Source organism: Lysobacter korlensis (assembly GCF_042434515.1).
The window spans coordinates 425,666-450,463 of the sequence record NZ_JBHLTG010000004.1 but is presented as its reverse complement, the minus strand read 5'-3'; the positions used below and the strand labels follow the sequence as shown (position 1 = coordinate 450,463).

Sequence of the window (24,798 nt, the reverse complement as noted above, 5' to 3'; positions counted from 1 at the left end):
GCGTGGTGGTGCGGCGATCCGACACCACCGGTCAGCGAAGACGCGGCGCCGCGAAAGCCGCGCGTCGTGCGCAGGCCTATACTTCCCCGCGCCGAACGCGATGGAACACGCACCGATGGCCGACACCGAACGCCGCGCAGCGGGCACGCCCCATGTCGTGATCGTCGGCGGTGGCTTTGCCGGTCTCTGGGCCACGCGCGCACTGGCACGCGACGCGGTGCGGATCACGCTGGTCGACCGACGCAACCACCACCTGTTCCAGCCGCTGCTCTACCAGGTCGCGACGGCGGGCCTGTCCGCGCCCGACATCGCCGCGCCACTGCGTCACATCCTGCGCCGCCAGCGCAACGTGGAAGTCATGCTGGCCGAAGTCGAGGCGATCCATGCCGACCGGCGCGAACTCGGACTCGCCGGCGGCCGCACGCTCGCCTACGACGTGCTGTTGCTCGCAAGCGGCTCGACGCATGCGTATTTCGGCCATGAGGAATGGGAGCAGGTGGCGCCGGGGCTGAAGACGCTGGCCGACGCGCTGAAGATCCGCCAGCAGGTGCTGCTCGCGTTCGAGAAAGCCGAACAGGCGGCTGATCCGGCCGAGCGCGCCGCATGGCTTGATTTCGCGGTCATCGGCGGCGGCCCGACCGGGGTCGAACTGGCCGGCACGCTTGCCGAAATCGCCCGCCACACGCTGCGGGACGAGTTCCGCCATGTCGATCCATCGACCGCGCGCGTGCGCCTGATCGAAGCCGGCCCGCGCGTACTCGCATCGTTTCCGGAATCCCTTTCGATCAAGGCGCGGCAGCAGCTGGAACGGCTCGGCGTCGACGTGGTGACCGGCACGCCGGTCAGCGAGATCAACGCCGACGGTTACCGGCTTGGCGAAACCTTCGTTCGCGCACGCACGGTGCTGTGGGCCGCCGGCGTGGCCGCCTCACCGCTGGGCCGCCTGCTGCAGGCGCCGACCGACCGGGCCGGTCGCGTGCAGGTCGCGGCCGACCTCAGCGTGCCGGGCCACCCGGAGATCCTCGTCGCGGGCGACCTCGCAAGCGTCCAGCAACCCGACGGCACTCCGGTGCCGGGTATCGCGCCGGCCGCGAAGCAGATGGGCCGCCACGCCGCACGGGTGATCCGGGCGCGACTGCGCGGCCAGCCCGCGCCCGCGTTCCGCTACCGCGACTTCGGCAACCTCGCGACGATCGGGCGCATGGCGGCCGTCGTCGACCTGCGCGCCCTGCGCCTGTCGGGCGCGCTGGCCTGGTGGTTCTGGCTCATCGCGCACGTGTTCTTCCTGATCGGCTTCCGCAACCGGCTCAGCGTGCTGATCAACTGGGCCTCGTCGTACTGGAGCTACCAGCGCCACGCGCGGATCATCCTCGAACAGCCCGGCGACGAGCCCGTCGAGATCGACCCGCCCGCAAGCCACGACGCAACACCTCCCGCCCGGCGCGGCCTGCCTAGTACGTGATCTCGCGCCGGAACGGCGGCAGCGCATCGAGGATGTCGCGCCCGTAGCGCTTCTGCACCACGCGGCGGTCCAGCAGCACGATGCGCCCGGTGTCTTCCGAGGTGCGGATCAGCCGGCCCGCGTACTGCGTCAGCACACGGATCGCATCGGGCACGGTGACCAGCATGAACGGGTTATGCCCGCGCGATTCGAGCCATTCGGACTTGGTGGCCAGCACCGGCTCGGTCGGCACCGCGAACGGCAGCTGGGTGATCACGACCGTCGAGCAGTAATCACGCGCAAGGTCCAGGCCCTCGCCGAGCGAGGCCAGCCCGAACAGCACGCTGCCCTGCCCCGCATCGACGGCTGCGCAGTGCGCATCGACGAGTGCCTGCTTGCCCATCGAGCCCTGCACGCGGATCTGCGACTGCCGCGATGCGGGCATCAGCGCCGCGACGGCTTCCATCTTGCGCCGCGACGTGAACAGCACCAGCGAGCCCGCGGACCAGTCGAGACCCGTTGCGAGCCACTCGGCGATCGCCTTTGGATGGTCGGCGTGGTCGGGCAGCACCGGGAACGCGGGCACCTGCAGCACCGCCTGCGTCTGCAGGTCGAACGGTGATGGCAGCGATACGCATTCGGCCTCGGCCGGCAGCCCCACCGAGGCAGCGAACGCGCGGAAATTGCCGCCGGCGCTCAGCGTCGCAGACGTCAGTAGCACCGAGTCGGCCTGCGACCACAGCCGCTGGCGCAGCAGCTTGGCGGCCGACACCGGCGAGGCGTGGCAGACCAGCCCCTTGTCGAGCCCCACCGTCATCCAGCGCGCGTGTGGCGGCTCGCCGTCGGGGTCCACCTGGCCCCAGGCGGTAAACAGGTCGGCCGCCTCGCCGAGCTGCTCCAGCGCCGTGCCCATCGCGCGGATCGCACGCTCATCGGACTTTGACCCTTCTTTCTGCATCACGCGCCGGCGCGCGGCTTCGAGCCAGTCACGCAGGCTGCGCGTATCGACGCCCAGCGCCTGCGCCTGGATGCGCCAGTCATCGGGGATGCGCCCGAGCGGCGCGCGCCACATCGGGTCGCGCTCGTTGAAGTCCGGCGTCCACTGGCTCTGCAACTGGATGTCGAATGCCTTGACCGCGTCGGTCAATCGCTTGAGGTCGGCATGCGCATCGGCCAGCTCGCGATTGCCGATGCGCGTCTTGTCGAGCAGCCGGAACGGCGCGGCGAACACCGGGCCCATCTTCGCGAGCCGGCGCGCGAACGCGCCCATGTGCAGCTGCGACGCGCCGGATTCGATCGCGACCGATGCGAGATGGTGGCCTTCGTCGAACACGAACGTGCACGCGGACGGATCGCCGATCAGGAAGTTCTCCGAGGAGGCGTCGGCATCGGCGTTTCCGTCGAGTTCCAGCGCGGCGATCACCATCGCGTGGTTCGCAACCACGATGTCGGCATCGCGCACGCTGCGGCGCGCGTTGAGCACCGGGCAGCGCTGCGCATGCGCGCAGCGGCTGTTCGCACAGGCGCCCGACGTGGTGCTCAGCAACGGGCGCACCGAGTCGGGAATCGCCCGCGGGGCCTCGTCGAGATCACCGTTCCAGCTGCCGCGGTCGAACGCGCTGACCAGCGCCTCGACCGCGCGAATCTCGTCGAGCTGCGGCGGCCGCGGCCAGCCGGCGCTCGGCAGCTCGAGGCCGAGGTCGGCCTGCACGGTCTGCCCGCCGGCGAGCTCCATCGCATCGCGCACGCACAGGTAGCGGCCGCGCCCCTTCGCGAGCGCGACTTTCGCCTCGCTGCCGGTCGCGGCAAGGAACGCCGGCAGGTCCTTGCTCATCAACTGGCTCTGCAGCGCGACGGTCGCGGTGGACAGCACGAGCTTGCGCTTGCCGATCTGCGCGGTCGGGATGCCCGCGATCAGGTAGCCGAGCGATTTGCCCGTACCGGTCGGCGCCTCGGCAACCGCGAACCCGCCGCTGGCGCCGAGTGCGCGCGAAGACGTCGCGATCAGGTTGCGCTGCGAGCGCCGGGCCTTGAAGCCAGGCAGGCGGCTGGTGACCTGCTCGTAGGCTTGGCGGACAGCGGTCTTCGCCTCCTCGTCGAGGACGCGCGGCTTCAGGGGTGGACTGCTCATCGGATGACGGCGCGGCGGCCCCGCGGGACCGCCCGGTTGCGATTCGGGCCGGCATTGTCCGGCCTCGCCGTCTCACCGCGGGCTCATAGCCGTCACGGATATGACTGCGGCCGCACCGGCAGGTCGCCGGCGCCGCCTGCGCGGCGGTGTCAGGCCCGCGAGTGGCCGATCGTGGCCTGGATTTCCTCCAGCCCGAAACCGCGCGTTTCCACGCCGCTGCGCCAGAGCATGACGGCCGCCACCGCCATCGGCACCGCGATCAGCACGGCCGATGCGGCGAAATGGTCGAAGAAGCCGAACACGCCGAGCCCGGCGCCGAGAATGCCGCCGAACTTCGAGCTCGCTGCGACCACGCCCGAGCCGGTGCCGCGCATGCGCAGCGGATAGATCTCGGCCGCGTACGGAATCAGCATCGCGATCACGCCACTGACGCTGACCAGCAGCGCAGCGGTCGTGAGCGAGGTCACCAGCTGCGAGCGCACGTCGAACGCCTCCAGCGCGCCGAACACCAGCAGCGTCGCCGCGGTCAGTGCCAGAAACAGCACCAGCGATTTGAAGCTGCTCCAGCGGTAGTACAGCCAGACCACCAGCGCGATGCCCGGCAGCGCGTAGATCGCCGACTTCGCCAGCAGCGCGCTTGCCGCGGCCGGGTCGACGCCCAGCTCGGACAGGTTGACCGGCAGCCACAGCAGGAAGCCGAAGTTCACCAGCCCCCAGGCCGTGCCCGCGACCAGCAACCCCCAGGTGATACGGGCGTGCCGGCCACTGACGAGCTGGCGCATGCCGGCGACCGGGTGGCTCTCGTCGATCACCGGCGGGCCCGGGTGCGCGGCGTCGTCGAGCTCGATGCCATCGCGGCGGCCCGCGAACCGCGTCAGCACCGCGCGTGCCTGCGCGTGCATCCCGAGGCTGGACAGAAAGCGCGGCGATTCGGGGATGAACCGGTTGAGGAAAATGATGACCGCGCCGGTCGGCAGACCGAGCAGCCACAGCACCCGCCAGCTGAACATCGGCTCCAGCACCGCGGCCGCGCCGGCCGCGAGCAGATAGCCGCCGGACGTGCCGATGCCCCCGAGCGCGACCAGCAACCAGCCGCGGTGCATCGCCGGCACGGTTTCGGCCATCAGCGTGAATGTGATCGGCAGCAGGCCGCCGGCGGATGCGCCCATCAGGAAGCACATCGCAAGGTTCCACTCGAACGACGGCATCGCGCCGCAGATCGCAGTGCCGATGAACATCAGCGCCGACAGCAGAATCGCCGCACGGCGGCCGAAGCGGTCGGCGATGCGGCCCCAGACCACCGAGCCCACCGTCGTGCCGGTCAGCGCGCACAGCGCCAGCAGGCTCGCGCGCGACTTTTCCATTTCATACTCGGCGCTCATGCCCGGCATCACGAAGCCGAGCGTCGCCGGTTTCATCACGTCGATCGCCAGCGTCACCACCAGCACGATCACGAGTTTCCAGTGCTCGTTGTTGAGCGCGACGCCATCGGCGACGTGGAACTGCAGCGCCGGCTGCGCCACCCCGCCCGGCCCCGGCAGCACCCGCTGCGGCAGCAGCCCGTAGGCCGAGAGCATCAGGCCGACCGGGATGATCGCCATGCCGACCCACATCTCGAGGGTCATCGGCATCCCGACCATCTGCCAATGCGTGTGTTGACCCATCATGAACATCGGACCGTGCGACAGCACGCCGGCCGTGATGAGTGCGCACCCCAGCCAGAACGCCACGGGATGGTGGAAGGAATACCCGGTCTGCTTCATCGATGCGCCCCCGAACTGCCGCGCATCTTAGCCGGCCCCGTGGTGCAGCAGGCGGCGGCCGAGCCCGTTTTCGTGCCGTGACCGCGGACGGCCTGCCCCGGCGGCCCGCGGCCGTTGCCGGCGCCACGGCACGCCGGCATCGCGCCCCGGTTTCCCGGCGCGGCGCCAGCGCAGGGACGCCACCGCGCTCTGCTAGTCTCGCCGCGTCCCGGGGAGGGCCGACATGGCGACTGATACGCCGCACCGCACGCCGCACAGCCAGTACGCACTGCTCCGGCAGCGGCGCTTCCTGCCGTTCTTCCTGACCCAGTCGCTGGGCGCCTTCAACGACAACGTCTACCGGCAGGCGATCATCGGCCTGCTGTTCTATCTGAACGTGAGTTCGGACGACAAGGCGCTGTACGCGAACCTCGCGCCGGCGTTATTCATCCTGCCGTATTTCCTGTTCTCGGCGATCGCCGGGCAGATCGCCGAGAAGCTCGAAAAATCCCGGCTGATCCGCACTACGACCGCGATGGAAATCGCGATCATGTCGCTCGCGGCGGTCGGCTTTCTGACCCAGAACCTCGTCGTGTTGCTGATCGCGCTGTTCTTCACAGGCGTGCAGTCCACGCTGTTCGGCCCGGTGAAATATTCGATCCTGCCCGCGGTGCTGCATTCGCGCGAGCTGACCGGCGGTAATGGTCTCGTGGAGATGGGCACGTCGATCTCGATCCTGATCGGCATGATCGTCGGCGGCCTGATCTTCGACGTCGGAGGCGCACAGGGGCCGTGGATCGCGGCCACTGCGATCATCGCGCTCGCAGTTACGGGACACCTGGTCAGCCGCGCGATTCCGCACGTCGCGCCCGGCGCGCCGGAGCTGCACGTGCAGTGGAATCCGCTGCCCGAATCGATCGCCATCCTGCGCCTGGCCAAGCGCCAGCTCGCGGTGCGCAACGCGATCCTCGGCGTGTCGTGGTTCTGGTTCGTCGGCACGGTGCTGACCGCGCAGCTGCCGGCGTATGCGGAGCTGCACCTCGGCGGCGACGCGGGCCTGTACATCGCAGCGCTCGCGTTGTTCTCGATCGGCACCGGCATCGGTTCGCTACTGTGCGAGAAGCTCTCGGCGCGCACGGTCGAGATTGGTCTGGTGCCGCTCGGCGCATTCGGCATCAGCGCATTCCTGCTCGACCTGTACTTCCAGCGTCAGGGCCTTGCCCCGCTGCGCGTCGATTCGTTCATCGCGTTCCTCGAAGCGCCAGGCGGCTGGCGCATCGCGTTCGATCTCGTCGGCATCGGCTTTTCCAGCGGCGTGTTCGTAGTGCCGCTGTTCGCGCTGATCCAGAGCCGCACGCCAGGTTCGGAGATGTCGCGCGTGATCGCCGGCATGAACATCCAGAACGCGGCATTCATCGTGCTGGCCGCCGTGCTCGGCCTGCTGGCGCAGCGGGCGTTCGGCATATCGATTCCGCAGTTGCTGCTGGCGCTCGCGATCGCAAACGCACTGGTCGCGGTGTGGATCTTCACGATCGTGCCCGAGTTCCTGATGCGGTTTTTGAGCTGGGTGCTCGTGCGCGCGCTGTACCGGCTGCGCGCACGCGGCATCGACCACATTCCGGATGAGGGCGCCGCGCTCGTGGTCTGCAACCACGTGAGTTACATGGACGCGCTGATCCTCGCCGCGAGCATTCCGCGGCCGGTGCGCTTCGTCATGTACTACAAAATATTCAACATCCCGGTGATGCGCTGGATCTTCAAGACCGCGAAGGCGATCCCGATCGCCGGCGCGCGCGAAGACCCGGCGCTGATGCAGCGCGCGTTCGACGAGATCGATGCCGCGCTTGCCGACGGGCAGATCGTCGGCATCTTCCCCGAAGGTGCGCTGACGAAGGATGGCGCGATCGCGCCGTTCAAGGGCGGCGTCGAGCGCATCCTCGAACGTCGACCGGTGCCGGTGATCCCGATGGCACTGCGCGGTATGTGGGCCAGCATGTGGAGCCGCCGCGACACGAGGCGTGGCCGCACGCGGCTGCCGCGCCGCCTTCGCGCGCAGGTCGAGGTGGTGGCGGAGGCGCCGCTCCACGGCGAGCGCGTCGACGCGCAGATGCTCGAGGCCCGGGTCAAGGCGATGCGCGGGGATGCGGCGTAAGACATGGGCGTCTGCAGCTTGGCCACTCCCACTGCCGCTGCGCAATGCGTCGCGTTCGCTGAGGTGTAGAAGTCGCGAAGCCGCCCAAGACGTCGTTCAAACCACCATGCGCAGCAGTCATCGCGCCCCCCAGAATCGCGGTCGACACAGGGCATTCGCGGTTGCGAACGCCTAGCTCACCCAGCCGGCGATCACGAACAGCGCCATCACCGCAAGCCAGACCAGCAGGCAGCGCCAGAGCAGGCTCATCGCATCCCGAAGCTCCGGCACGTCCGGCGTCGCAAGCGTGATCGGCGGTGGCATCGTGCCGCCGTTCTCGCGGATGTAATCCTCCGCGGCATCGGCCGCTTCCTCGGCCAGTTCGCAGCGCACGCTCGCACGTGCAGCGGCACCGAGAAAATCGCGTTCCGGGCGCAGCGATGCGCCGCCCGCGGCGCGCCACGCGCCGAGCACGGCGTCGAAGTTTCCAACCAGCCCCAGCGACAGCGTCATCAACTGCGCCGCCGGCCAGTCGAGCCATGCCAGACACCTGCGCGCCATGCCGCGTGCGTCGGACGCGAAGCGTTCGGACGCCTCGCCTTCGGCCGACAGCGCCGCAAGCCGATAACCGAGCGCACCGGCCGGGCCGAGCAGCAAAAACCAGAACAGCACGCCGAACCACCGGCGAAGTCCGTTGCGGAATACGGCCTCGATGAGCGGTCCGCCGCCGAGCACCGGCGCCACCCCGCGCGGCCAGAGCCGCGCCGCCGCTTCGCGACGGGTGCGGGAGTCACGCGCGCCGGCGACCGCTTCAACGTCGTCATCGAGGTCGCGCGGGCCCCAGGTGTAGAAAAGCGCCGCGATGCCGAGCAGCAGTCCAGGCAGCCCGAATGCCGCGTCATCGACCGCGAGCTGCACCAGCGCGATCGCGAGCACCGGCGTCAGCCAGCCGATCGCAAAGCCGGGCGCGCCGCGCCAGAGGCCGCTTGGGCCCAGCCGCGACGCGAGCCACCCCAGCCACGCGCCATACCAGCCATAGCGGCGCAACGACACCGCCAACGCGGGCGCCAGCCGGGCCAGTGCGAGTGAAACGACTACTGCGATCAGGGTGGCGGACATCGACCAGGCTCCGGTGTCGCAGGCGACCGCCCGATTCTAGCCCGCAGAACCATCGGCCCCGTCGCGAGCCGCTTGCGCGGGATCGTGGTCGACCAGCCATTGTTCGATCAGCCAGCGGGCAATCGAGATGCGCGCCGACAGCAGCGGGCCATCGCGATCGGACAGTTCGGCACGGCCCTCGTCGATGCGCAGTTCCCGCGCCTGCGCCTCGCGGATCTCGTCGGCGGTGAACCAGCGCGCCAGTTCGAGTTCGCCGGTGACGTGCGGCTCGTCGGGCTCGGCCTGCGCCACGAATCCGAGCATCAGCGCGCCAGGAAACGGCCAGGGCTGCGACGCAAGGTAGCAACACTCGCGAACCCGCACCCCGGTTTCCTCGAGCACCTCGCGCGCGACGGTCTGCTCGAGCGACTCGCCCGGCTCGACAAAACCGGCGAGCACCGACCAGCGACCCGGTGCCCAGCCCGCCTGCCTGCCCAGCAGCAGCCGCTCGCCATCGGTCACCGCGGCAATGACCGCAGGATCGGAGCGCGGGTAATGCTCGATGCCGCAGCCCGCGCAATGTCCGAGCCAACCGGCGCGCTTGATCTCGAGCTCACTGGCGCAGCCACCGCAATACCGGTGGCGCCGGCGCCAGTGCTGCATCGCCCGGGCCTGGGCGAAGACGGCCGCCTCATGCGCAGGCCAGCTCGCCGCGGCGCTGCGCAGGTCGATGCGGCCGGGCGCCTCGAACGCCGTCAGCTCCGCGCCCAGCGAGAACCACGCCTGGCCCGTATCGTCGAGCCCGAGGAACACGGCATCACTGGCCGCACCGGCACCAGCGTCGAGCTGCGCGCCGCGAGGCGCCAGCGGCGCCTGCTCGGCATCGGTCAGCGCGCGTCCGTCGGCGTCCAACAGCAATACGCGCGACTGCGGCCACAGCGCATCAAGCGCATTCCGGTCATCGCGCAGGTGTTCGGCTCGGTCGAGCACAGAAAGGCAGCCGCCGGCGCCAACCAGCGCGAACGGAGGCACATCAGCAACACTGCGGGGCGCGCTCGCGACCGTGGAGGCGGGCGCGCCGGGGGCCGGCATCAGGCCGAGAACGACGAACCGCAGCCGCAGGTGGTCTTCGCGTTCGGATTGCGGATCACGAACTGCGCGCCGTGCAGGCTTTCGGTGTAATCGACCTCGGCGCCCATCAGGTACTGCAGGCTCAGCGGGTCGACGACCAGCGTTACGCCGTCGGTCTGCACCGCGAGGTCATCCTCGGCCTGCTGCTCGTCGAACTCGAATCCGTACTGGAATCCCGAGCAGCCGCCGCCATGGATGTACACGCGCAGCTTCAGCGCGTCGTTGCCTTCCTCCGCGATCAGCTCGCGCACCTTGTTCGCGGCTGCGGACGTGAACTGCAGCGGCCGCTCGAGCGACTGATAATCGGGGGCGATGGTGAGTTCTTCTTGCATGCCGCCAGCATGGCGCGCGCGCGCGGCGCATTCAAGCGCACGCGTGAGCCGCAGCGATCCCGTACAGCCGCGAGCACGGGAGCGCGCTCGCGTAACTGGCCGCTCAGGGCGCGCTGCGTGCGCCGGTCGCGCCGCTGACGTCGCCCCAGGCGAACGACTCTTCCAGCGCAGCGCCGGACCGCGGCACAAGCCGGACCGTCACCCGCACCGGCATGAAGTCGGCAGGCAGCACCACATCGCCCTCGACCTGCTGGAAATAGCGGAACGAGTAATCCACGCCCGGCGCCGCCGGCTGTTGGCGAAGGTCTGCCCAGCCGAGCCGCTGCAGCCGGCCACCGCGCGTGCCTTCGATCGACAGCTGCAGCCGGCCGTTGCTGATCGCGCCACGGTTGAGGTTCTGGGTCAGCGTCGACGTGAAATGCCAAGCGTTGCCGTCCTGCGGCTGCATGCGCAGCGCATGCACGCTGAGGCCGCGGCGCTGCGAGGTCGCACCGACCAGTCGCTCGTAGAACGCAACGTCCGCGCGCAGCCCGGCGATCTCCTCGTCGCGCTCGGCCAGCGTGCTCTGCAGGTCGCGGTTCGCATCACGACTGATCTGGTCCGAGCGGGTGAGCGTGGTGACGCGCTGGCGCAGCTGCTCGAGCTCCTGCGCTTGCGCACGCATCGCGCGCCGCGCGGTCGAAAGCTCGCTGCGGGCCTGCGCTGCATCGGCGCCGAATGTCTGCCACAGCCCCCACGCGCCCAGCGCGAGCGACACCAGCACCAGTGCGATCACCAGACGGGAACTGCGCGGCGTCGAAGCCGGGCCAGCGGATTGAGTCATGCGGCGTACCGATCGTTAAACCGGTCACAGCCTAAACGAGCTCTGCCGTGGGCTGGGTAGTTTCCCCGATGACACGGCCGTCACGCGCCCTATCCTGCATTCTGCAGTTTGGCCCCGCGGAGTCACGTCGATGTCGGAAGCGCACCTGTTCGCGGTTGGCGTCGTGCTGGCGTGGCTTGCCGGCATCCGCGTGTATCTGACGGTATTTGGAGTGGGCGTCGCAGGCGCATTGGGCTGGCTCGACCTGCCGGCCGCGCTCGAAGTTACCCGATCGCCCTGGGTCATCGGCGTATCCGGCGTGCTCGCAGCAGCCGAGTTCTTCGCCGATAAGATCCCCGGTGTCGATTCGGGCTGGGACCTGCTGCACACGATGCTGCGCATTCCGGCGGGCGCGTTTCTCGCGGCGGCGACGCTGTCACCGGACGGCGACCTCGGCGCGGGCGCACTCGCAACCGGCGCGGCTGCCGCGCTGGCCAGTCATGTGCTCAAGTCCAGCACACGTGCGCTGATCAACACCTCACCCGAGCCCTTGAGCAACTGGACCGCATCCACCACCGAGGACGCCGCCGTGCTCGGTGGCCTTGCCCTCGTGTTCGCACAGCCGTGGCTTGCTCTCGGGCTGGTCGTGCTCGCCAGCACAGTATTCGCCGCATTGATCTGGTGGGCCTGGCGCCGGCTGTTCCGGCGCCGTCTGCGCAGCGCGTGAAACCACCGCCCTTTGCCGGGCGGGAAAGCTGGATCAGCCTTCGATCTTCGTGCCGAGATAGACCTGATCGCCCAGACGATCCATCAGCGCCAGCTGCGTTTCGATCCAGTCGATGTGCTCTTCCTCGGACTCGAGGATGTCGGCGAACAGCTTGCGGCTGACGAAATCGCCGACCGATTCGCAATACGTAATCGCCTCGCGCAGCACCGGCAGTGCGTCGTGTTCGAGTGCAAGGTCGCAGCCCAGCAGTTCGCGCACGTTCTCGCCAATGCGCAGCTTGCCCAGCGCCTGGAAGTTCGGCAGCCCGTCGAGGAAGAGGATGCGGTCCGACAGCTTGTCGGCGTGCTTCATCTCGTCGATCGACTCGTGGTACTCGTGATCGGCGAGTTCCTTGAACCCCCAGTTCTTCAGCATCTTGGCGTGCAGGAAGTACTGGTTGATCGCGGTCAGCTCGTTGTAGAGCGCGCGATTGAGGAATTCGATGACTTTGGGATCGCCTTTCATGCCCGTGCTCCGCCTTTCGATGCGCGCAGTTTAGCTTCTGCGATCAGGCAATGACGGAACGCGAATCGAGTGCATCCGCTGGCTCGACCGCAAGGCGATCAGAAGAACGTCAGGCAGCGTTTTGAAGCAGCGGAAGCGGAAGCTCGCGTACGGCGCGGGCCTGCTCGAGGATGTCGGTTGCCATCTCGATGCAACTGCCACAGGTCGAGCCTGCGCCCGTGCGCATTGTCAGTTCAGGCATCGTGCGGCAACCGCCTTCGGCGGCCTCGCGGATGTCTCGATCAGTCACGCCGTTGCAGATACAGACGTACATACGGTGGTACCGGAGCTGGACACGAAGCAGCCACGACGGCTGCAGGTCCATTCCGCCACGAATGCGAATGATTGTCAATTATTCACATCGGTACCGCCGCGCGAGCCGGCTACATACCGGCGCCCGGGCGCCTCGCGCCACTGCCGCGCACGCGCAGGATCAAGCTCCGGCCTCGGCAGCGGCACCGCCTGCTGGCCGGCAGCACCGCGCGCCAGAGGCGCCAGATGGCGCAGTGCGCTCCAGTAGACCTCGCGCTTGAACGTCACCACATGCTCGACCGGGTACCAGAAATCCACCCAGCGCCAGTGATCGAATTCAGGCTTGTCAGTGAGATCCAGCCGCAGGTCGGACTCGCTGCCGGTCAGCCGCAGCAGGAACCAGACCTGTTTCTGGCCGATGCAGACCAGCCGGTCGTTGCGCCGGATCGCGCGCGGCGGCAGCCGGTAACGCAACCAGCCGGGCGTCGCACCAAGCACCTCGACATGGTCGGGCAGCAGCCCGGTTTCCTCGCGCAGCTCGCGGTACATCGCCTCCAGCGGGGTTTCGTCGCTGTTCATCCCGCCCTGCGGGAACTGCCAGCCGTCACGATTGACGCGCCGCGCCCAGAACAGGCGGCCGTCCGGGTGCATCAGCACGATGCCGACATTGGGTCTATAGCCGTCCGGATCGATCACGATGCGGACTCCTGGATGGACCGACTTGCGTCACTGACCCGACTCTGCCACGCACCCCCGGTCGCGACAAGCCGCGCCACAGGTGATTGACAGCCTGCGCCCCCGCATGAAGAATTAGCGGTTCTCGCGCGGCTATGTAGCTCAGCCGGTTAGAGCACAGCACTCATAATGCTGGGGTCGGTGGTTCGAGTCCACCCATAGCCACCACGCGAGAGATTTTTGTCCAGCAGCACCGGCTTTAACGCCGCACGCCTAACCCCGCGAATCTGCGGGGTTTTTCGTTTCTGACGCCCGCAATCGGGTGCGCGGTGTCCATGCGATGCCGCTTTTGGGCAAGTACCGCTCGGTCGAGTTCGGGGACACGGCGACGCCCGGCCCGACACCCGCGAAAAACGCACGCTCGGCGGATGCCTTGTCCATGCGACGGGGGTTTTTCGGATCCGGCAACCGGCACGAATCCCGGCGTGCATCGAGGCCAAGCCCCGCGCAAAGTCGCCATTTATCGTTCGACGTGTCCACTGGAAACCAAAAAAACGCCGGGCGAGGCTGCCCGGCATGGACACTCCTACCCCACAGCCCGACCCGACGCCCGTGCTCGCTACCCCGAGCGCGCATGCCCACCCGACCCTGCCCGACGTGCTCGGCTGGCCCGCTTCTGCTCCCGACACGCTGCGCCCTGCGGTGCTCGCGGGCCTCGCGCGCCTCGCCCGCTCCTATCCCCAGATACTTGCCGCACTGGGACTGCAGCCTGGCGACTTCGCCACCCTCGGCACACATCTGACTGCACCAAGCAACCCGGCGTACCGCTACTTCGGCACGTTCCCTGCCCTTGGCATGGTCGCCACGCTCGGCGTGACGCGCGCCGACCCGACCGCCGACCGGACCGTCGATGCCGCGGCTGCCTTGCTGCTGCGTGTCTGGGCCTCGTCCAGTTGCCGCGACGAGGAAGACTTCGACTCCTCGGTGGCCGGCGGCTTCCGCAGCCTGCGCCAGTGGGCGACCGGCAAGGGACGGAACAGGGCAGTCGTCATCCCACAAAAGCTGACCGATGTGTTCGCCGTCGGTCGGGACCCGGTTGCTGAAGCCGGAGAGCTCTCGAAGCGGGTGCTGGCCTTAGATCTGCCGCCAGAGCAGTACGAAATCAATCTCTACAAGCGGGCCCTAGCTTTCCTGCTCGGCGTGCGCCTCCCGAAGCCCCGCGGTAGCGCTGACTGCTCCGACGGCGAGGATGAGGAAACGCAGACCCTGCCAGAGGAATCGGAAGGGCAAGCCGAGGAAGTACAGGATCCCGAGGAAGCGTCGGGCCCGCCCCAGCACAGCGACGCGGCACCCCTCGCGCCTCCGGCCAGACCTCCGCGGACACCCACCTGCCCGATCGAACGGGCCAGGCGGATGCAGGAGGCAGTACGGCAAGGGACACAGGCTTTCAGCATGGGGCTTGATCCACGGATCAAGCTCGGCTTGGTCGAACGCGCACGACGCGCGGCGGCCCACCAGTTGCCGATCGGCGGCATGGAGCTGATCCATCCGGTGGACTTGCAGCGCCTTGCCGCCTGGGAAGTGGAACTATCGGATGCAACGCGTGCCGCGCTGCAAGCCGCGCTCTACGGCGGCCAGACGACCGACGACCTGCCCGGCATCCGCGTCGCCCGCGGCATGGATGATGTCTGGCAGCAGGCTGAGGCGCTCGCGCCGGGCGATGACCCGACCTGGCTGCTGCTGGCACCGCTCGCATTGCTCTTTCCGAACCACGTGAACCCTCGCTTGGCCGCGGTCCCCGGCGCCGCGCCTGCATCGCCCTGGTGCCTGCTGCCCCTGGCACACCCCACGGAGCATCGCCTGACGCACCTCGCGCAGTGGGCCGAGCGTCGCGCCGGCGGGCGGCTCTTCGAGCCGGCGGAAATCAAGAGTGCCGCGCAGGAAATCGAGCGGGCTGCGGCCGGCCGCGACAGCGCTGTGCGTCTCGGACGTGTCGGACGCCTGCTGGGCCGCGAACTGAACAACGTGACGGGCGGGGACCTGCACCTGCAGTACCTGCGCAACCGGGCGCCTGGCACGCACGACCTGCCGGGCGCTACGTACGAGAAACTGTCTGTCGAGGAAATTGCCAGGGCCGGGGCTCGGGCGCTGCGGCAGATCGACCGGCGCCTGGGCGGCCCCAGCATGACCTTCGATCCCGACCTCCTGCCCTTGCAGGGCTACGTGGGCAGCCAGCGCGCGGTCGATGCGTCGGTGATCGCCGAGCACATGCGCGCACTGGCGAGTGCATGTGCAGTGCTGCCGCGTGGCCGTCCGACGTTGCCGTCCATCCGGCCGTTCCACAACGCCTATACCGACTACACAGCCGCGCTCATGCTCGCGGCTTCGGTCATCCGGCCCTTCAACGCAGGGTTTGCTGCGCTGGCGCCGCTCGGAGACCGATGGCTCGCCAATGAGAAGCCACAAACCGGACAGGACGGACGCGTCATTCCGGCGATGCCCGTGGCGCGCGCGCACTGGCGCCACTACACGATCCACCGCACCGCCGTGGTGGGCGTCCTGGGGCAGGATCCCGCGTCGGCGTTCTTCCACATTGGCGAGGATGGCAAGGCCCGACCGTATACGCCCGCGCACTGGAAGATCGCCATCGCGCCGCTGCCCGACAACGTCTTCCGGCATTGGCTGCCCAATGCACTGCGCCGCCTCGGTTGGGGCACGGACCGGCGCCATCACCTGATGGGCCATGCCGGCCGCGCAAGCCGCCCCACGGCCCCGTACACCAGCATTCCCATCCGCCTGACAGCCGAGGAGGCCGAGGCGATGGACGCAGCGATGACGTCCGTGGGTCTGGCGGCGCTCAGGGGGATGGGGCATGGCTAAGCAGGTCCCACGGTCCGTACTCGCCGATGCCTTGCGGCGGGCGATCGCCGAGCACGCCCCGGATATCCTCGGCAGGACGCCGGACGCCACATGGGATGCCGACCGGCAGGCCCGGGTGCTCGAAGCGGCGCTTGGCGACGCCCCAGCAGCCGCGGATATTGAAGCCGGTCGCCTGTTGTTGGACGAGATGCTGCGCCGCGGTTCGGTGGCCGGCGATTGGGACCTTGCGCTGCACGGCAAGGAACCGCTCCCGCGTCGCCCGCCCCGCTCGCGCCTGGCCAAGATCGCGCGCAAGGACGTCCTGGCCACGATGCAGCGCCGGGACGCGCTCGCGCGAGCCCTGCCCGGATTGCGCGAGTGCGTCGATGCGCAGGTCCTGGCCGGCGTCCTCATGATTGCCGCCGCGGACTATTCGGCCGTGCTGCTGCCGCAACTGCTGGGACAGGTGCCCGAGCGCGTCCGGCAGGGCGTATGCAGCGAAGACGGGGTGGACCTCGCCTGGATCGACTTCGCGCTCGGCGCGTCGGACTACGAAGATGGCGCGCAGCAACGCCGCACGCGGTCACCCTGGCAGTCGGTGCGGCGGTGGATCCTGGACCCGGTGAGCCTGATCCTCGCTGGCGTTCTCGCGGACGCGAAGACCAAGCGCCTGCCCGGTCCAGCACAGTGCCTCGCGGCGGCAGTCGACCACCTGAGGCTGCCGTCGTGCACCTTGCCCACGCTCGCCCGAAGCGCACGTGCGTTCTGGAGCCTGCATCTGGATGCGACCAGCATCCAGTACGCCACCACGATGCCGCTGGCCCCATCCCTGCCCGACCACGCCTGGCGTGCGCTTCTGGTCGGCCCGCGCTCGCCGGCACCGGCCACAACCTCCTTGCCCGAGCCGGCCGTGCGGACACAGAGGCTCAAGATCAGCATCCGCGCCCTGGGCGACGCGCCTGAGCACACGCATCGGGCGGCATTGAATGAAATGCTCCGCGTGTTGCGCAAAGGCAAGAATAAGAAGCAGAAGCGCCCGACCAGATTTGAACTTCTCAAGTATTTGCAGGCCTGGCAGACGCGCTTTGAGCATGTGGGCGGCTGGGTGCCCCTCATGGGGGCCTGGGTTCATGCCGTTGTGGACCAGTCGAGCATGCGTGTCGCGTCGGGGCTGGGTGCACCCGGCGTCCTGCGGTACCTGGAAGGGTTTGCCAAGCGCTTCCTGGAACACTTCCTGGACCTGCCGCCCGACGTTTTGCTGGAACACGAGCAGGAAGGCACGCAGGACCTCCTCGATGCGGTGGCGGTCCGGCTTGATGCGCTGCGCCTGCAGTTGCAACCGTTGGGCTCTGCGGGGGAGGCCCGCCGCGGGCTGACGCAGTTCCTGGCCTTCGTCGCGGCTTTGGGCGGTCCGCGCATCCATCTGGACAGCGCATGGCGGAGCGTCGTGTCCGCGCGGGAGGTGAGTTCGAACGTGCTGACCCCGGTGGAATTCGATCGGCTCACCAAGTGGCTGTCGCGGCAGGGCTCGGCGCAGAGCTACAACGTCCTGCGGAACAAGGTCCTTGCCATCCTGGCCTATCGGCTCGGCGTTCGTTGGGAAGAATTGCAGACGCGCCAACTGTCAGACCTACAGATCGACGTCGATGTCGACGGTCGACTGCATGGCTACCTGTCGATTCGGGCCAACGCGTACCTGCGCGGCAAGACCGTCTCCTTTACCCGTCGCCTGCCCCTCGAGCTGTTCGTGACGCCCGCAGAGCTAGAACAAGTCGCGCTTTTCGTGGAACGCGCCGCGCACCTCGGTGGCCTCGGCCGACCCGGCACGGACATGCTGTTTGCCGACCGCGGCGCGCCCGGGCTGCCGCCCGCGGATTCGGGCACGCACGACGTCATCCAAGCGGGCATGCGCCACGTGAGCGGGGATGCCTCGCTGGAGTTCCATACGTTGCGCCATTCGGCCGCCACGTTCATGACGCTGCGAATGTTCCAGCCCCACGGCTCGGTGCTCGATCCCGCGCGCTGGCTGGACGGCGCGTCGCTCGTTTGCGGCCCGGACTTCAACGCGGGATGGACGAGCTATGCCTGCCGCGTGACCGAGCGATCCGATCGCGACGGCTCGCGCCTCTTCGCGGTGTCAGCGCTGCTGGGCCATCTCGATCCCGAGACCTCGATGCGCTGCTACGTGCACCTTTTCGATGTCGTTCAGGCCGCGCGCGTCCGGCGTGAATGCGAGCTGCCCACCGCCGTGCGCGCTGCACTCAACGGGACCGAGCTCGCCAGCGTCCACCGGTCCGATTACCGGATGCGCAAGCGCACGTATCGCGACGGGACCGACCTGTGGTGACCCGCGCCGAGAGGATCGCGTTGGAAAAACTCAGGTCCCGTCAGCGCGAACCGGACCCAACGCCAATCCGCCCTGCCAAGGCGCGCGCGCCCAGGACGCGGAGGCACTGCGGGCCCAGCACGCCGGAGGAGCGCTTCGAGCGGCTTGCCCTCAGTGAGCTCCTGCTCGGCGTGGACTGCGTGACGCATGCGGGCGACCCCGGTGCCTGGGCAGCAGACCTCGAACTGGCGCCCACCGTCGGGCACGCACTGTCGATCGAGGTCGCGAAGCTCGAGTGCCCGCCCACGAATGAACGCCTGACCGACCGATTCGGAAAGCTGGCGTCCGGACTTCCCGAACGATTCGAAAAGACGTTCGCCCACCTCAAGCTCCATTTGGCGCAGATCCAACCGGCCCAGCAGGCTGCCTTCAGACGGTTTACCTCCGAGATCAGAACCTTGGACCGAGCCGGCACCTGGTCGCCGGACGCATTCGGCGGACTGCGCGAAGCGCTTGAGGGCTCCCGCACCCGAATGGATCACGTCACGCCCCGCCGTGGCACGGATGGCCGGCTGACCCTGCATTGGAAGGACGGTGACGGGGTCTCGTTCGGCTTGTTTTGGCATTGGCCCGTGATCGGGGCCGTGCTTCACGCCCGCGTGCGGCACCGCGTACGCCGTGGGCAGCCGTTGCTGCAGAACGCCGATGCAAAAGACCCGCCCGATTAGAGCGTCGGGTCCAAGCGGTGAACTGCAGACCCCTCCAGTCCGAGAACCGGCCATGCCCCAACCCCCAATCACCACGACTTTCACGACCACTTCGACGACGATGCCCGCCCCGGAACACCGGTGGCGCCTGGCCACGACGCATCCGGCGCCCGAGCCGGCGGCCCCAGTCCCGTCGTTTGCCGAGTTCTACGCACAGTGGCGGAACGAGATGCGCCCCCAGTGGCGCCGCACACACCGCGATGGCGTCGACCAGGTGTTTGATGCCCACCTGCTTCCCGCTTTCGGTGATCGGCCGATCAACAGCCTGCAGCGCGCAGACGTGCTCGCATTCCGCGCCCGCCTGTCTGACGCCCCGGGTCGGTCGGGCACGCTGTCCGCTTCGCGGATCAACAAGGTGATGGTGCTGCTCCACCAGATGCTGGCCGAGGCCGGCCATCGGTACGGCTTCAGCGCACCGACCGACGGGATCAAGCGCCTGAAGGCGCCGCCGCCCGAAGTGTTCCCGTTCTCGATGCGCGAGGTGCAGGCCCTGTGCGAGGCAGTCCGCCCCGACTATCGCGCCTACCTGGTGACCCGTTTCTTTTACCGGGATGCGGACCGGCGAGGTGGACGGGCTGCGGTGGCAGAACGTCGACTTCGAGCAGGGTGTGATCCGCGTGCGAGAGGTGTTCACCGCCGGGGAGTCGGAGGCCAACGTCAAGACGACCGGCTCTTTCCGGGACATCCCGATGCTGCCCGTCGTGCGCGACGTGCTGTCGGAGCATCGTGCGACCAGCTACAAGCTCAACGACCACGTGTTCACGACGCGCTCGGGCAAGCCCATCTGCGCCCGCAACTTCACCAACCGGATCTGGAATCCGCTGCTCGACCGCCTCGGGCTCGCGCGACGGCGCCCCTATCAGACGCGCCATACCGCGGCGACGCTCATGCTTGCCGCGGGGGAAAACTCCGAATGGGTCGCCCGCGTTCTGGGCCATGCGAACACGCAGATGCTCTTTACCGTGTATTCGCGTTACGTGCCGAATCTCACGCGCGCGGATGGCACTGCGATTTCCGCGTTGGTGGGTCGGTCGTGGGGCGCCTGATGACCGAGGTCTCGATCGCAGATCCCGCTAACCCTGAGGGGCACGCGAGGACAGTTTGTCTTCCGATTTTTCGGCCCGCCCCGGCGTGCCAGAATTCCATCGTCGACGCTCGGACTGGGGAGTCCGACCGGCTTACTTCAAAGGAGATACGGATGTCCCGACACCTTGTGTTGTCGATTTGCCTTGCCCTTGCGACCTCCACCGCCGTGGCGCAGGACATCGAGCCGACCGCGGAAGAACGCGAGATGCTCGTCGAGATGCGCAAGCAATGGAAAGCGAACGGCCTGGGCGAGATGACCCCGGAGCAGGAACAGACGATGCTCCGCCAGCAGCGCGAGATGCGCGTGCGGATGATGTCCATGCTGGGCGGCATGAAGCAGCAGGCCGGCGCCCTCGCGGAGCAGATGCAGGCCCAGCCTTCGGTCGCAGCGCCGGTCCCGGTCGCCGCTCCATCGCCGGCATCGGAACAATTGGCGTCGGTGAGCCGCGAGCAGCTGCTGGCGGACGTGCAGGCACGCATCGCCGCCGGGCCGTTCGTCGTCTTCGCCCGGCGTCCCGACGGGTTCAACGTGGACGGACGTCCATTCCTCGATCCGGACGGTCGCATCGTGGATTTCGGTGGCGACGGGGTCAGTGGGATGGTGACGTACATCGTCGACACGGGCGAAGGCAGCGCCCTCGTGAAGCTGATGAATGCCCGGTCGGACGCACAGCCGATGCTGCTCGGCTACCTGACCGAACGAGGCGATGCGGTCAGCTTCCAGTCCGTCGCCGGCGAGACGGCTGGCGGGCTGAAGGCGCGACCGACCAGTCGGGGCCTTGTGTTGCTGCGGGACGGGAGCGCGGTGAGCTATGACTGGGAAAAGGGCGCAAAGGCAATCGCGTTGCCGGAAGGATTCCGCATGGCGGAGTTCCAGAACGGGGACGTTGGTGGCACGCGGCATGTGCTGCTCGAGCGCGTGGACGATCGGCGGGTCAAGCCCGACAAGGTCCTGACCGACGCCGTCTCCATCTTCCGCACCGTGACGGGTCAGAAGGACAAGGCGTTCGACTACGCGCTGTTCAACGTCGATACGGGCGCGACGGTGCCGCTGAACATTTCGATGGCCCGCAACGAAGTGAACAAGGGCTATGGCTGCACGCCGAACGGACTCGGCCGAAAGTGCAGGAGTTGGGAAACAGCGAACGAGATCTACGAGCAGGACGGCCGCCCGAACTACTCGCATTACTTCTGGTCGCTCGAATGGCAGAACACCGCGCATGGCCCGCTCGCGACGGCCATCGAGAACGGCCTCCGGGAGGTCAATGTGATCCGTCTTGGCGACGGCGCACGCTTCAATGCCTTCGACCGCGCGATGGGTATCCAGTACTTCACGACCGAAACGCTGCCGTCCGGGAGCATGAAGGTGACGGCGTACTGGGCGTTCAAGGGCCACCCGGTCGAGGACGTTGGCACGCTCCTGGCGGGTGGCGTAAAGGCAGCACCGTAACGACCGTGCGCCGGGGCTTCTTGCGGCCCGGGGAGAAGGCGAACGGCGCAGAGCTGGACGCTACCGCGTGTGCCATGCGCGGTAGCGTTACTTGATGCGAATGATGTGAGTCCCTTCGCCGACGCGGTGGCGGCCCTGCCTTCGGCGCGTCGAGCGATCCAGCGGTGGCCGGCGGTATGGAACGGCTCCTCGGTGACCGGCTTCGCTCGTCATGCGCCGGTTCCGGACGCGCGTGAAGACACCCGCCGCGGCGCTACACCTACCGCCGCCGCTTTTTCGCGGCAGGACGACGCGGCCATCGAGCACGCTGAGTGCAGTTTTCCTCCGGACTTTGAATCAGAGGCCGGCGTGGTGCTCTGGCGCCTCCACTCCCGGAGTCGCCTCATGCCCAAGATCACCCTCGACGTCGTTCGCGGCGCGGATCCCGAGATTCTTCGTTTCCTCGAGCGGTCCCGCCCACTCCCGGTCGCCCGCAAACTCTTTGTTCTTGCGCTCATCGTTCCCGTTGTCGTGTGCGCCCTGTCGTTCGGCACCGGGGTGTCAATCTATCGAGCAGCGCTTGACGGGCTGCTGGCCGCTAGCGCGTCGACGGCTGCCGCCGCGCCCCTCCTGGCCAATGCATACCGGGCCCACGTGCTTCGTACGCTCATGTCCAGGACGCTCGAAGCCGACGCGCTCGGCCTGCATTGCCGCCGGTTGCGGACGTGGACCTATCTAGCCACCGCCTCGCTGTTCGCGATTGCGGCGTCGCTCAACCTGACCGCACTTTGGCCAATCGGAAGCTACACACTTGGCGTCGAGCTATGGGACCTGAGCCTGATGCCGTGGCTGCGGCATGCGCTCGTTGCGGGGCTTTGCGGGTTGGTCGTCAGCGACCGGGCGCTTACAGCCGCCTGACACGTGCCATCCCGGCCCAGCGGCTTTCCATAAGCCGGGGCAACCCGGCGACATCCTGCAACGGTTCGCTCTCGGGGGCTTGTATCAGGGACAGATTCCGGGTCCACCCGACAATGCGTTGCAGCAACTGGTTTTTTAGGACGTCGTATGAGGGACAGATTCCGGGTCTCCAGAAGCAGGATCGGGCCCGCGCTTGCGAACCGGGGTCCCTGCTGGAAACCGACTCGCGCATCGGTGCATCGAGCGTCTCACGCTATGCGAGCCACGAAACGCAATGTCTTCATGCCGTAGATCGCCTCAGGAGGATGGTGATGACTTCAAAGCACATAGGGCCGCTGATTGCAGAAGCATGGCGCGTGGCCTGGCAACGGATCTGCCACACCCCGGAAAACCAGGAGAAACTCGGGCGCACTCTCCGCCAGGCCGCTGCCACGCCTTCCAGACCGAACGGAAGGCTCAGGGTGGATGACCCGGATCGCTTACGACCACATTCACCAGAGTTTCAGGCCGCGCTCGACGAGGAGTTGGCCGCTCGCGGGCTCGTGCCGCATGGCGCAGGCTGTTCGACTGCCCACGCCGATCGCATCCTCGCGCAGGCGGCACTTCGCGCCGCCTCATACCTGCGGCTGTCCGAGCGTGCGACAGCCCAGTTCCTCGCGCCGCAGCTTGTGGCGGCGGCCACGGTGGACTCGCTTGATCCGGAGGGCGTCACGGCTGAGCAGCGCGACAACGCATTGGGCTTGATCCGGATCTTCCGTGCGCTCGACGCAATCCTCCCGGACCGGGAGGCCGCAGTTTCCTGGCTCTACGGCGCGAACACGCACTTGGGAAATTCCCCTCTCGATTTGCTTGAACAGGGCCGGACGGACGATGTCCTGGCCTATCTCGAAGGCGTCCGCCGCCGGTAGGCACTCAGACCTTTTCAGACTCACGGGAGTATTCCGATGACCTACAAGCTGATATCCCTGGCCAATGTCCAGCTTTCGCGGCTACTTGGGCTCGTTCGCGCAATCGAGGTCGTGAAGCTCGAGCGGACCGAGCGCCCGTCGTGGGGCGTGCTTGTCCGTGGGCGCGGCTTCGATCGCCTGATCCAGGACGACATCCTGTTCGCACCAACACTGATCCGTCCGCTCAGCGCCTACCTTCCACGGCCGCGCGCGTTCCACAGCCCTCGCCATGCCCAGCGCTTCATCGAAGGCATGGGCCGGACGCCGGTGGGTTGGCTGAAGTCTCGCCGCATGAGCGGGCAATAAAGCGTTCCACTGCCTCCCCTGCTTACTACAAGGAGATATGCGTATGACGATGCCCAAGGAAAGGACGAGGGCAATGCTCTGGGCTGGTTCGTTCCTGATCGAGGTCGCGCGCGACAGGAGCCTGCCGCTGCAGCTACGACGACAGGCGGTTGTCATCGCGCGCCACTTCCCGACCATCGAGGACGTAGGGTCGATGGCGCACGCCCGTGACGCACTTGGCCGACACGCGGTCGTCCCACCGTCCGAAGTCGACTGGGACGACAGCGGTAAGCACGGTCCCTTGACGTATTCGACGCGGCTGTCGTGGCCTGAAGACCCGTGACGTACGCTCCGTGGCAATCGGTCGGGTCTGCGATTTCAGCGAGTTCGCGACATGGCGGGCCACAGCTGCGAACTTGGGCAGGCTGTCTGTCCTTCCGATGCGCGTCATCCAGGCGCGAAGACCCCGCTTCCATGCAGGTCGTGTCCAGACGACGAACTTTCCCAACGAAACAGGAAAGACCTTGAGATGCTCGATCCACTCGGCTCAGCCGACTGCTTAAGCCCGGACGAGGTAGCGCAACTGGTCGGCAAGCTGTTCGATCGTTGGCAGTTGGATGAGCAGGCACGTCGGCGCCTGCTGGGCACCGACCGGGAAGCGATTGCCGCCACCCCGCCCACCGCCCTTACCCCTGAACAGCTCGATCGGGCGCGCGTGCTGCTCGGGATCCATGCCGGCCTGCGGTTGCTCTTCCCCGAGAACAGTGCCATTCGGTGGTCGTGGGTCCACCGGCGCAACGGTGCATTCGATGGGCGAGCCCCACTCGACTTGCTGCTTGAGGGAGGCGAAGGCATTGCTCGAGTAAGTCGACACGTCCGCAGCGATCTGGCGACCTGAAGTGCCTATGCTTCGACGCCCCCTTTCAGTAGCGGTCTGAGCTAGAGCCCGGGGTTGGAGGTCATGGATGCCAGCTGCTTGGCGTAGGCGGCAGGGTCAGTCGGCGAGTACGCGCTTGACCCGCGAAACCTTCCCCTGCGGACGGGTCCGTGCGACACCACGCACGAGGGTGGCCTACATGACGTCTTTGCTGCGGAACGACATCACCCTGCCGAGTCTCCCGCGACTAGTCAGGCCGACCCTTATCGTACTCACAGACGCGGCGCCGCCAACCGGTG

The 24,798-nt window shown here is 67.9% G+C and carries 22 protein-coding genes, 1 tRNA gene and 1 pseudogene; 15 read left to right on the top strand and 9 right to left on the bottom strand.

The window, feature by feature from the left end; all coding sequences use genetic code 11:
* The first annotated feature begins 115 nt into the window (after positions 1-115).
* Positions 116-1,462: an NAD(P)/FAD-dependent oxidoreductase gene (locus tag ACFFGH_RS18525; protein ID WP_386670968.1), complete on the top strand. Its 1,347-nt coding sequence runs from the start codon at positions 116-118 to the stop codon at positions 1,460-1,462.
* Here ACFFGH_RS18525 and dinG read toward each other — a convergent pair.
* Both dinG and ACFFGH_RS18515 read right to left on the bottom strand, forming a co-directional pair.
* The gene (dinG, locus tag ACFFGH_RS18520) at positions 1,452-3,572 is read right to left on the bottom strand and encodes an ATP-dependent DNA helicase DinG (protein WP_386670966.1); all 2,121 of its coding nucleotides are present in this window, start codon (positions 3,570-3,572) and stop codon (positions 1,452-1,454) included. The two genes, ACFFGH_RS18525 and dinG, sit on opposite strands and share 11 nt — an antisense overlap.
* A 149-nt stretch (positions 3,573-3,721) precedes the next feature.
* Entirely contained in the window at positions 3,722-5,335 is a 1,614-nt protein-coding gene (locus tag ACFFGH_RS18515) for an MFS transporter (RefSeq protein ID WP_386670963.1), read from the bottom strand.
* Positions 5,336-5,558: 223 nt separating this feature from the next.
* Here ACFFGH_RS18515 and ACFFGH_RS18510 point away from each other — a divergent pair, with 223 nt between their 5' ends.
* Complete coding sequence (locus ACFFGH_RS18510) at positions 5,559-7,466, top strand: MFS transporter (RefSeq protein ID WP_386670961.1); 1,908 nt, start codon at positions 5,559-5,561, stop codon at positions 7,464-7,466.
* Between the two features lie 171 nt (positions 7,467-7,637).
* On the opposite strand, the gene ACFFGH_RS18505 is transcribed toward ACFFGH_RS18510, so the two are convergent.
* From ACFFGH_RS18505 to ACFFGH_RS18490, 4 genes are all read right to left on the bottom strand, one after another.
* Complete coding sequence (locus ACFFGH_RS18505) at positions 7,638-8,564, bottom strand: hypothetical protein (RefSeq protein ID WP_386670959.1); 927 nt, start codon at positions 8,562-8,564, stop codon at positions 7,638-7,640.
* A gap of 36 nt (positions 8,565-8,600) precedes the next feature.
* On the bottom strand, positions 8,601-9,635 hold the full coding sequence (gene nudC, locus ACFFGH_RS18500; protein WP_386670957.1) for an NAD(+) diphosphatase: 1,035 nt from the start codon (positions 9,633-9,635) through the stop codon (positions 8,601-8,603).
* Positions 9,635-10,006, bottom strand: a complete 372-nt coding sequence (gene erpA, locus ACFFGH_RS18495) for an iron-sulfur cluster insertion protein ErpA (RefSeq protein WP_386670955.1) — start codon at positions 10,004-10,006, stop codon at positions 9,635-9,637. The genes nudC and erpA overlap by 1 nt, the downstream gene beginning before the upstream one ends.
* 103 nt (positions 10,007-10,109) lie before the next feature.
* Entirely contained in the window at positions 10,110-10,829 is a 720-nt protein-coding gene (locus ACFFGH_RS18490; protein WP_386670953.1) for a DUF6776 family protein, read from the bottom strand.
* 130 nt (positions 10,830-10,959) lie between these two features.
* On the opposite strand from ACFFGH_RS18490, the gene ACFFGH_RS18485 reads away from it, so the two are divergent.
* Complete coding sequence (locus ACFFGH_RS18485) at positions 10,960-11,535, top strand: DUF4126 domain-containing protein (RefSeq protein ID WP_386670951.1); 576 nt, start codon at positions 10,960-10,962, stop codon at positions 11,533-11,535.
* Between the two features lie 33 nt (positions 11,536-11,568).
* Here the strand turns inward: ACFFGH_RS18485 and bfr are convergent, their stop codons facing one another.
* The 3 genes from bfr to ACFFGH_RS18470 form a co-directional block, all read right to left on the bottom strand.
* Positions 11,569-12,039: a bacterioferritin gene (bfr, locus tag ACFFGH_RS18480; RefSeq protein WP_386670949.1), complete on the bottom strand. Its 471-nt coding sequence runs from the start codon at positions 12,037-12,039 to the stop codon at positions 11,569-11,571.
* A gap of 109 nt (positions 12,040-12,148) precedes the next feature.
* Complete coding sequence (locus ACFFGH_RS18475) at positions 12,149-12,352, bottom strand: (2Fe-2S)-binding protein (protein ID WP_386671291.1); 204 nt, start codon at positions 12,350-12,352, stop codon at positions 12,149-12,151.
* A gap of 74 nt (positions 12,353-12,426) precedes the next feature.
* Positions 12,427-13,026 (bottom strand): RNA pyrophosphohydrolase, encoded by a 600-nt coding sequence (locus ACFFGH_RS18470; RefSeq protein WP_386670947.1) that lies wholly within the window; start codon positions 13,024-13,026, stop codon positions 12,427-12,429.
* 130 nt (positions 13,027-13,156) lie between these two features.
* Here ACFFGH_RS18470 and ACFFGH_RS18465 point away from each other — a divergent pair.
* From ACFFGH_RS18465 to ACFFGH_RS18410, 12 genes and pseudogenes are all read left to right on the top strand, one after another.
* Positions 13,157-13,233, top strand: a tRNA-Met gene (locus ACFFGH_RS18465).
* 348 nt (positions 13,234-13,581) lie between these two features.
* Entirely contained in the window at positions 13,582-15,885 is a 2,304-nt protein-coding gene (locus ACFFGH_RS18460; protein WP_386670945.1) for a hypothetical protein, read from the top strand.
* The gene (locus tag ACFFGH_RS18455) at positions 15,878-18,211 is read left to right on the top strand and encodes a site-specific integrase (protein ID WP_386670943.1); all 2,334 of its coding nucleotides are present in this window, start codon (positions 15,878-15,880) and stop codon (positions 18,209-18,211) included. Before ACFFGH_RS18460 ends, ACFFGH_RS18455 begins: the two co-directional genes overlap by 8 nt.
* On the top strand, positions 18,208-18,918 hold the full coding sequence (locus tag ACFFGH_RS18450; RefSeq protein WP_386670941.1) for a hypothetical protein: 711 nt from the start codon (positions 18,208-18,210) through the stop codon (positions 18,916-18,918). The genes ACFFGH_RS18455 and ACFFGH_RS18450 overlap by 4 nt, the downstream gene beginning before the upstream one ends.
* Positions 18,896-19,249, top strand: a pseudogene (locus ACFFGH_RS18445) (tyrosine-type recombinase/integrase); the annotation flags it as partial. The gene ACFFGH_RS18450 and the pseudogene ACFFGH_RS18445, both read left to right, overlap by 23 nt.
* A 259-nt stretch (positions 19,250-19,508) precedes the next feature.
* A complete protein-coding gene (locus ACFFGH_RS18440; protein WP_386671290.1) occupies positions 19,509-20,003 on the top strand; it encodes a site-specific integrase in 495 nt (164 codons plus the stop codon).
* 152 nt (positions 20,004-20,155) lie between these two features.
* Positions 20,156-21,493, top strand: coding sequence for a hypothetical protein (locus tag ACFFGH_RS18435; protein ID WP_386671307.1), 1,338 nt, complete (start codon positions 20,156-20,158; stop codon positions 21,491-21,493).
* 384 nt (positions 21,494-21,877) lie between these two features.
* Positions 21,878-22,390 (top strand): hypothetical protein, encoded by a 513-nt coding sequence (locus ACFFGH_RS18430; RefSeq protein WP_386670939.1) that lies wholly within the window; start codon positions 21,878-21,880, stop codon positions 22,388-22,390.
* A gap of 311 nt (positions 22,391-22,701) precedes the next feature.
* Entirely contained in the window at positions 22,702-23,298 is a 597-nt protein-coding gene (locus ACFFGH_RS18425; protein ID WP_386670937.1) for an antitoxin Xre/MbcA/ParS toxin-binding domain-containing protein, read from the top strand.
* Between the two features lie 36 nt (positions 23,299-23,334).
* A complete protein-coding gene (locus tag ACFFGH_RS18420) occupies positions 23,335-23,643 on the top strand; it encodes a hypothetical protein (RefSeq protein ID WP_386670935.1) in 309 nt (102 codons plus the stop codon).
* A gap of 43 nt (positions 23,644-23,686) precedes the next feature.
* The gene (locus tag ACFFGH_RS18415) at positions 23,687-23,965 is read left to right on the top strand and encodes a BPSL0761 family protein (protein ID WP_386670933.1); all 279 of its coding nucleotides are present in this window, start codon (positions 23,687-23,689) and stop codon (positions 23,963-23,965) included.
* 186 nt (positions 23,966-24,151) lie between these two features.
* On the top strand, positions 24,152-24,520 hold the full coding sequence (locus tag ACFFGH_RS18410; protein WP_386670931.1) for an antitoxin Xre/MbcA/ParS toxin-binding domain-containing protein: 369 nt from the start codon (positions 24,152-24,154) through the stop codon (positions 24,518-24,520).
* Positions 24,521-24,798 lie beyond the last annotated feature (278 nt).

What these genes read in the sequence shown, in the direction of transcription:
- ACFFGH_RS18410 (WP_386670931.1), top strand. Translation starts at nt 24,152, where the DNA reads ATGCTCGATCCACTCGGCTCAGCCGACTGCTTAAGCCCGGACGAGGTA.
- ACFFGH_RS18475 (WP_386671291.1), bottom strand. Translation starts at nt 12,352, where the DNA reads ATGTACGTCTGTATCTGCAACGGCGTGACTGATCGAGACATCCGCGAG.
- ACFFGH_RS18415 (WP_386670933.1), top strand. Translation starts at nt 23,687, where the DNA reads ATGACGATGCCCAAGGAAAGGACGAGGGCAATGCTCTGGGCTGGTTCG.
- bfr (WP_386670949.1), bottom strand. Translation starts at nt 12,039, where the DNA reads ATGAAAGGCGATCCCAAAGTCATCGAATTCCTCAATCGCGCGCTCTAC.
- ACFFGH_RS18430 (WP_386670939.1), top strand. Translation starts at nt 21,878, where the DNA reads ATGCCCAAGATCACCCTCGACGTCGTTCGCGGCGCGGATCCCGAGATT.
- ACFFGH_RS18460 (WP_386670945.1), top strand. Translation starts at nt 13,582, where the DNA reads ATGGACACTCCTACCCCACAGCCCGACCCGACGCCCGTGCTCGCTACC.
- ACFFGH_RS18490 (WP_386670953.1), bottom strand. Translation starts at nt 10,829, where the DNA reads ATGACTCAATCCGCTGGCCCGGCTTCGACGCCGCGCAGTTCCCGTCTG.
- ACFFGH_RS18525 (WP_386670968.1), top strand. Translation starts at nt 116, where the DNA reads ATGGCCGACACCGAACGCCGCGCAGCGGGCACGCCCCATGTCGTGATC.
- ACFFGH_RS18455 (WP_386670943.1), top strand. Translation starts at nt 15,878, where the DNA reads ATGGCTAAGCAGGTCCCACGGTCCGTACTCGCCGATGCCTTGCGGCGG.
- ACFFGH_RS18440 (WP_386671290.1), top strand. Translation starts at nt 19,509, where the DNA reads ATGCGGACCGGCGAGGTGGACGGGCTGCGGTGGCAGAACGTCGACTTC.
- ACFFGH_RS18420 (WP_386670935.1), top strand. Translation starts at nt 23,335, where the DNA reads ATGACCTACAAGCTGATATCCCTGGCCAATGTCCAGCTTTCGCGGCTA.
- ACFFGH_RS18515 (WP_386670963.1), bottom strand. Translation starts at nt 5,335, where the DNA reads ATGAAGCAGACCGGGTATTCCTTCCACCATCCCGTGGCGTTCTGGCTG.
- nudC (WP_386670957.1), bottom strand. Translation starts at nt 9,635, where the DNA reads ATGCCGGCCCCCGGCGCGCCCGCCTCCACGGTCGCGAGCGCGCCCCGC.
- ACFFGH_RS18485 (WP_386670951.1), top strand. Translation starts at nt 10,960, where the DNA reads ATGTCGGAAGCGCACCTGTTCGCGGTTGGCGTCGTGCTGGCGTGGCTT.
- erpA (WP_386670955.1), bottom strand. Translation starts at nt 10,006, where the DNA reads ATGCAAGAAGAACTCACCATCGCCCCCGATTATCAGTCGCTCGAGCGG.
- ACFFGH_RS18505 (WP_386670959.1), bottom strand. Translation starts at nt 8,564, where the DNA reads ATGTCCGCCACCCTGATCGCAGTAGTCGTTTCACTCGCACTGGCCCGG.
- dinG (WP_386670966.1), bottom strand. Translation starts at nt 3,572, where the DNA reads ATGAGCAGTCCACCCCTGAAGCCGCGCGTCCTCGACGAGGAGGCGAAG.
- ACFFGH_RS18425 (WP_386670937.1), top strand. Translation starts at nt 22,702, where the DNA reads ATGACTTCAAAGCACATAGGGCCGCTGATTGCAGAAGCATGGCGCGTG.
- ACFFGH_RS18510 (WP_386670961.1), top strand. Translation starts at nt 5,559, where the DNA reads ATGGCGACTGATACGCCGCACCGCACGCCGCACAGCCAGTACGCACTG.
- ACFFGH_RS18435 (WP_386671307.1), top strand. Translation starts at nt 20,156, where the DNA reads ATGTCCCGACACCTTGTGTTGTCGATTTGCCTTGCCCTTGCGACCTCC.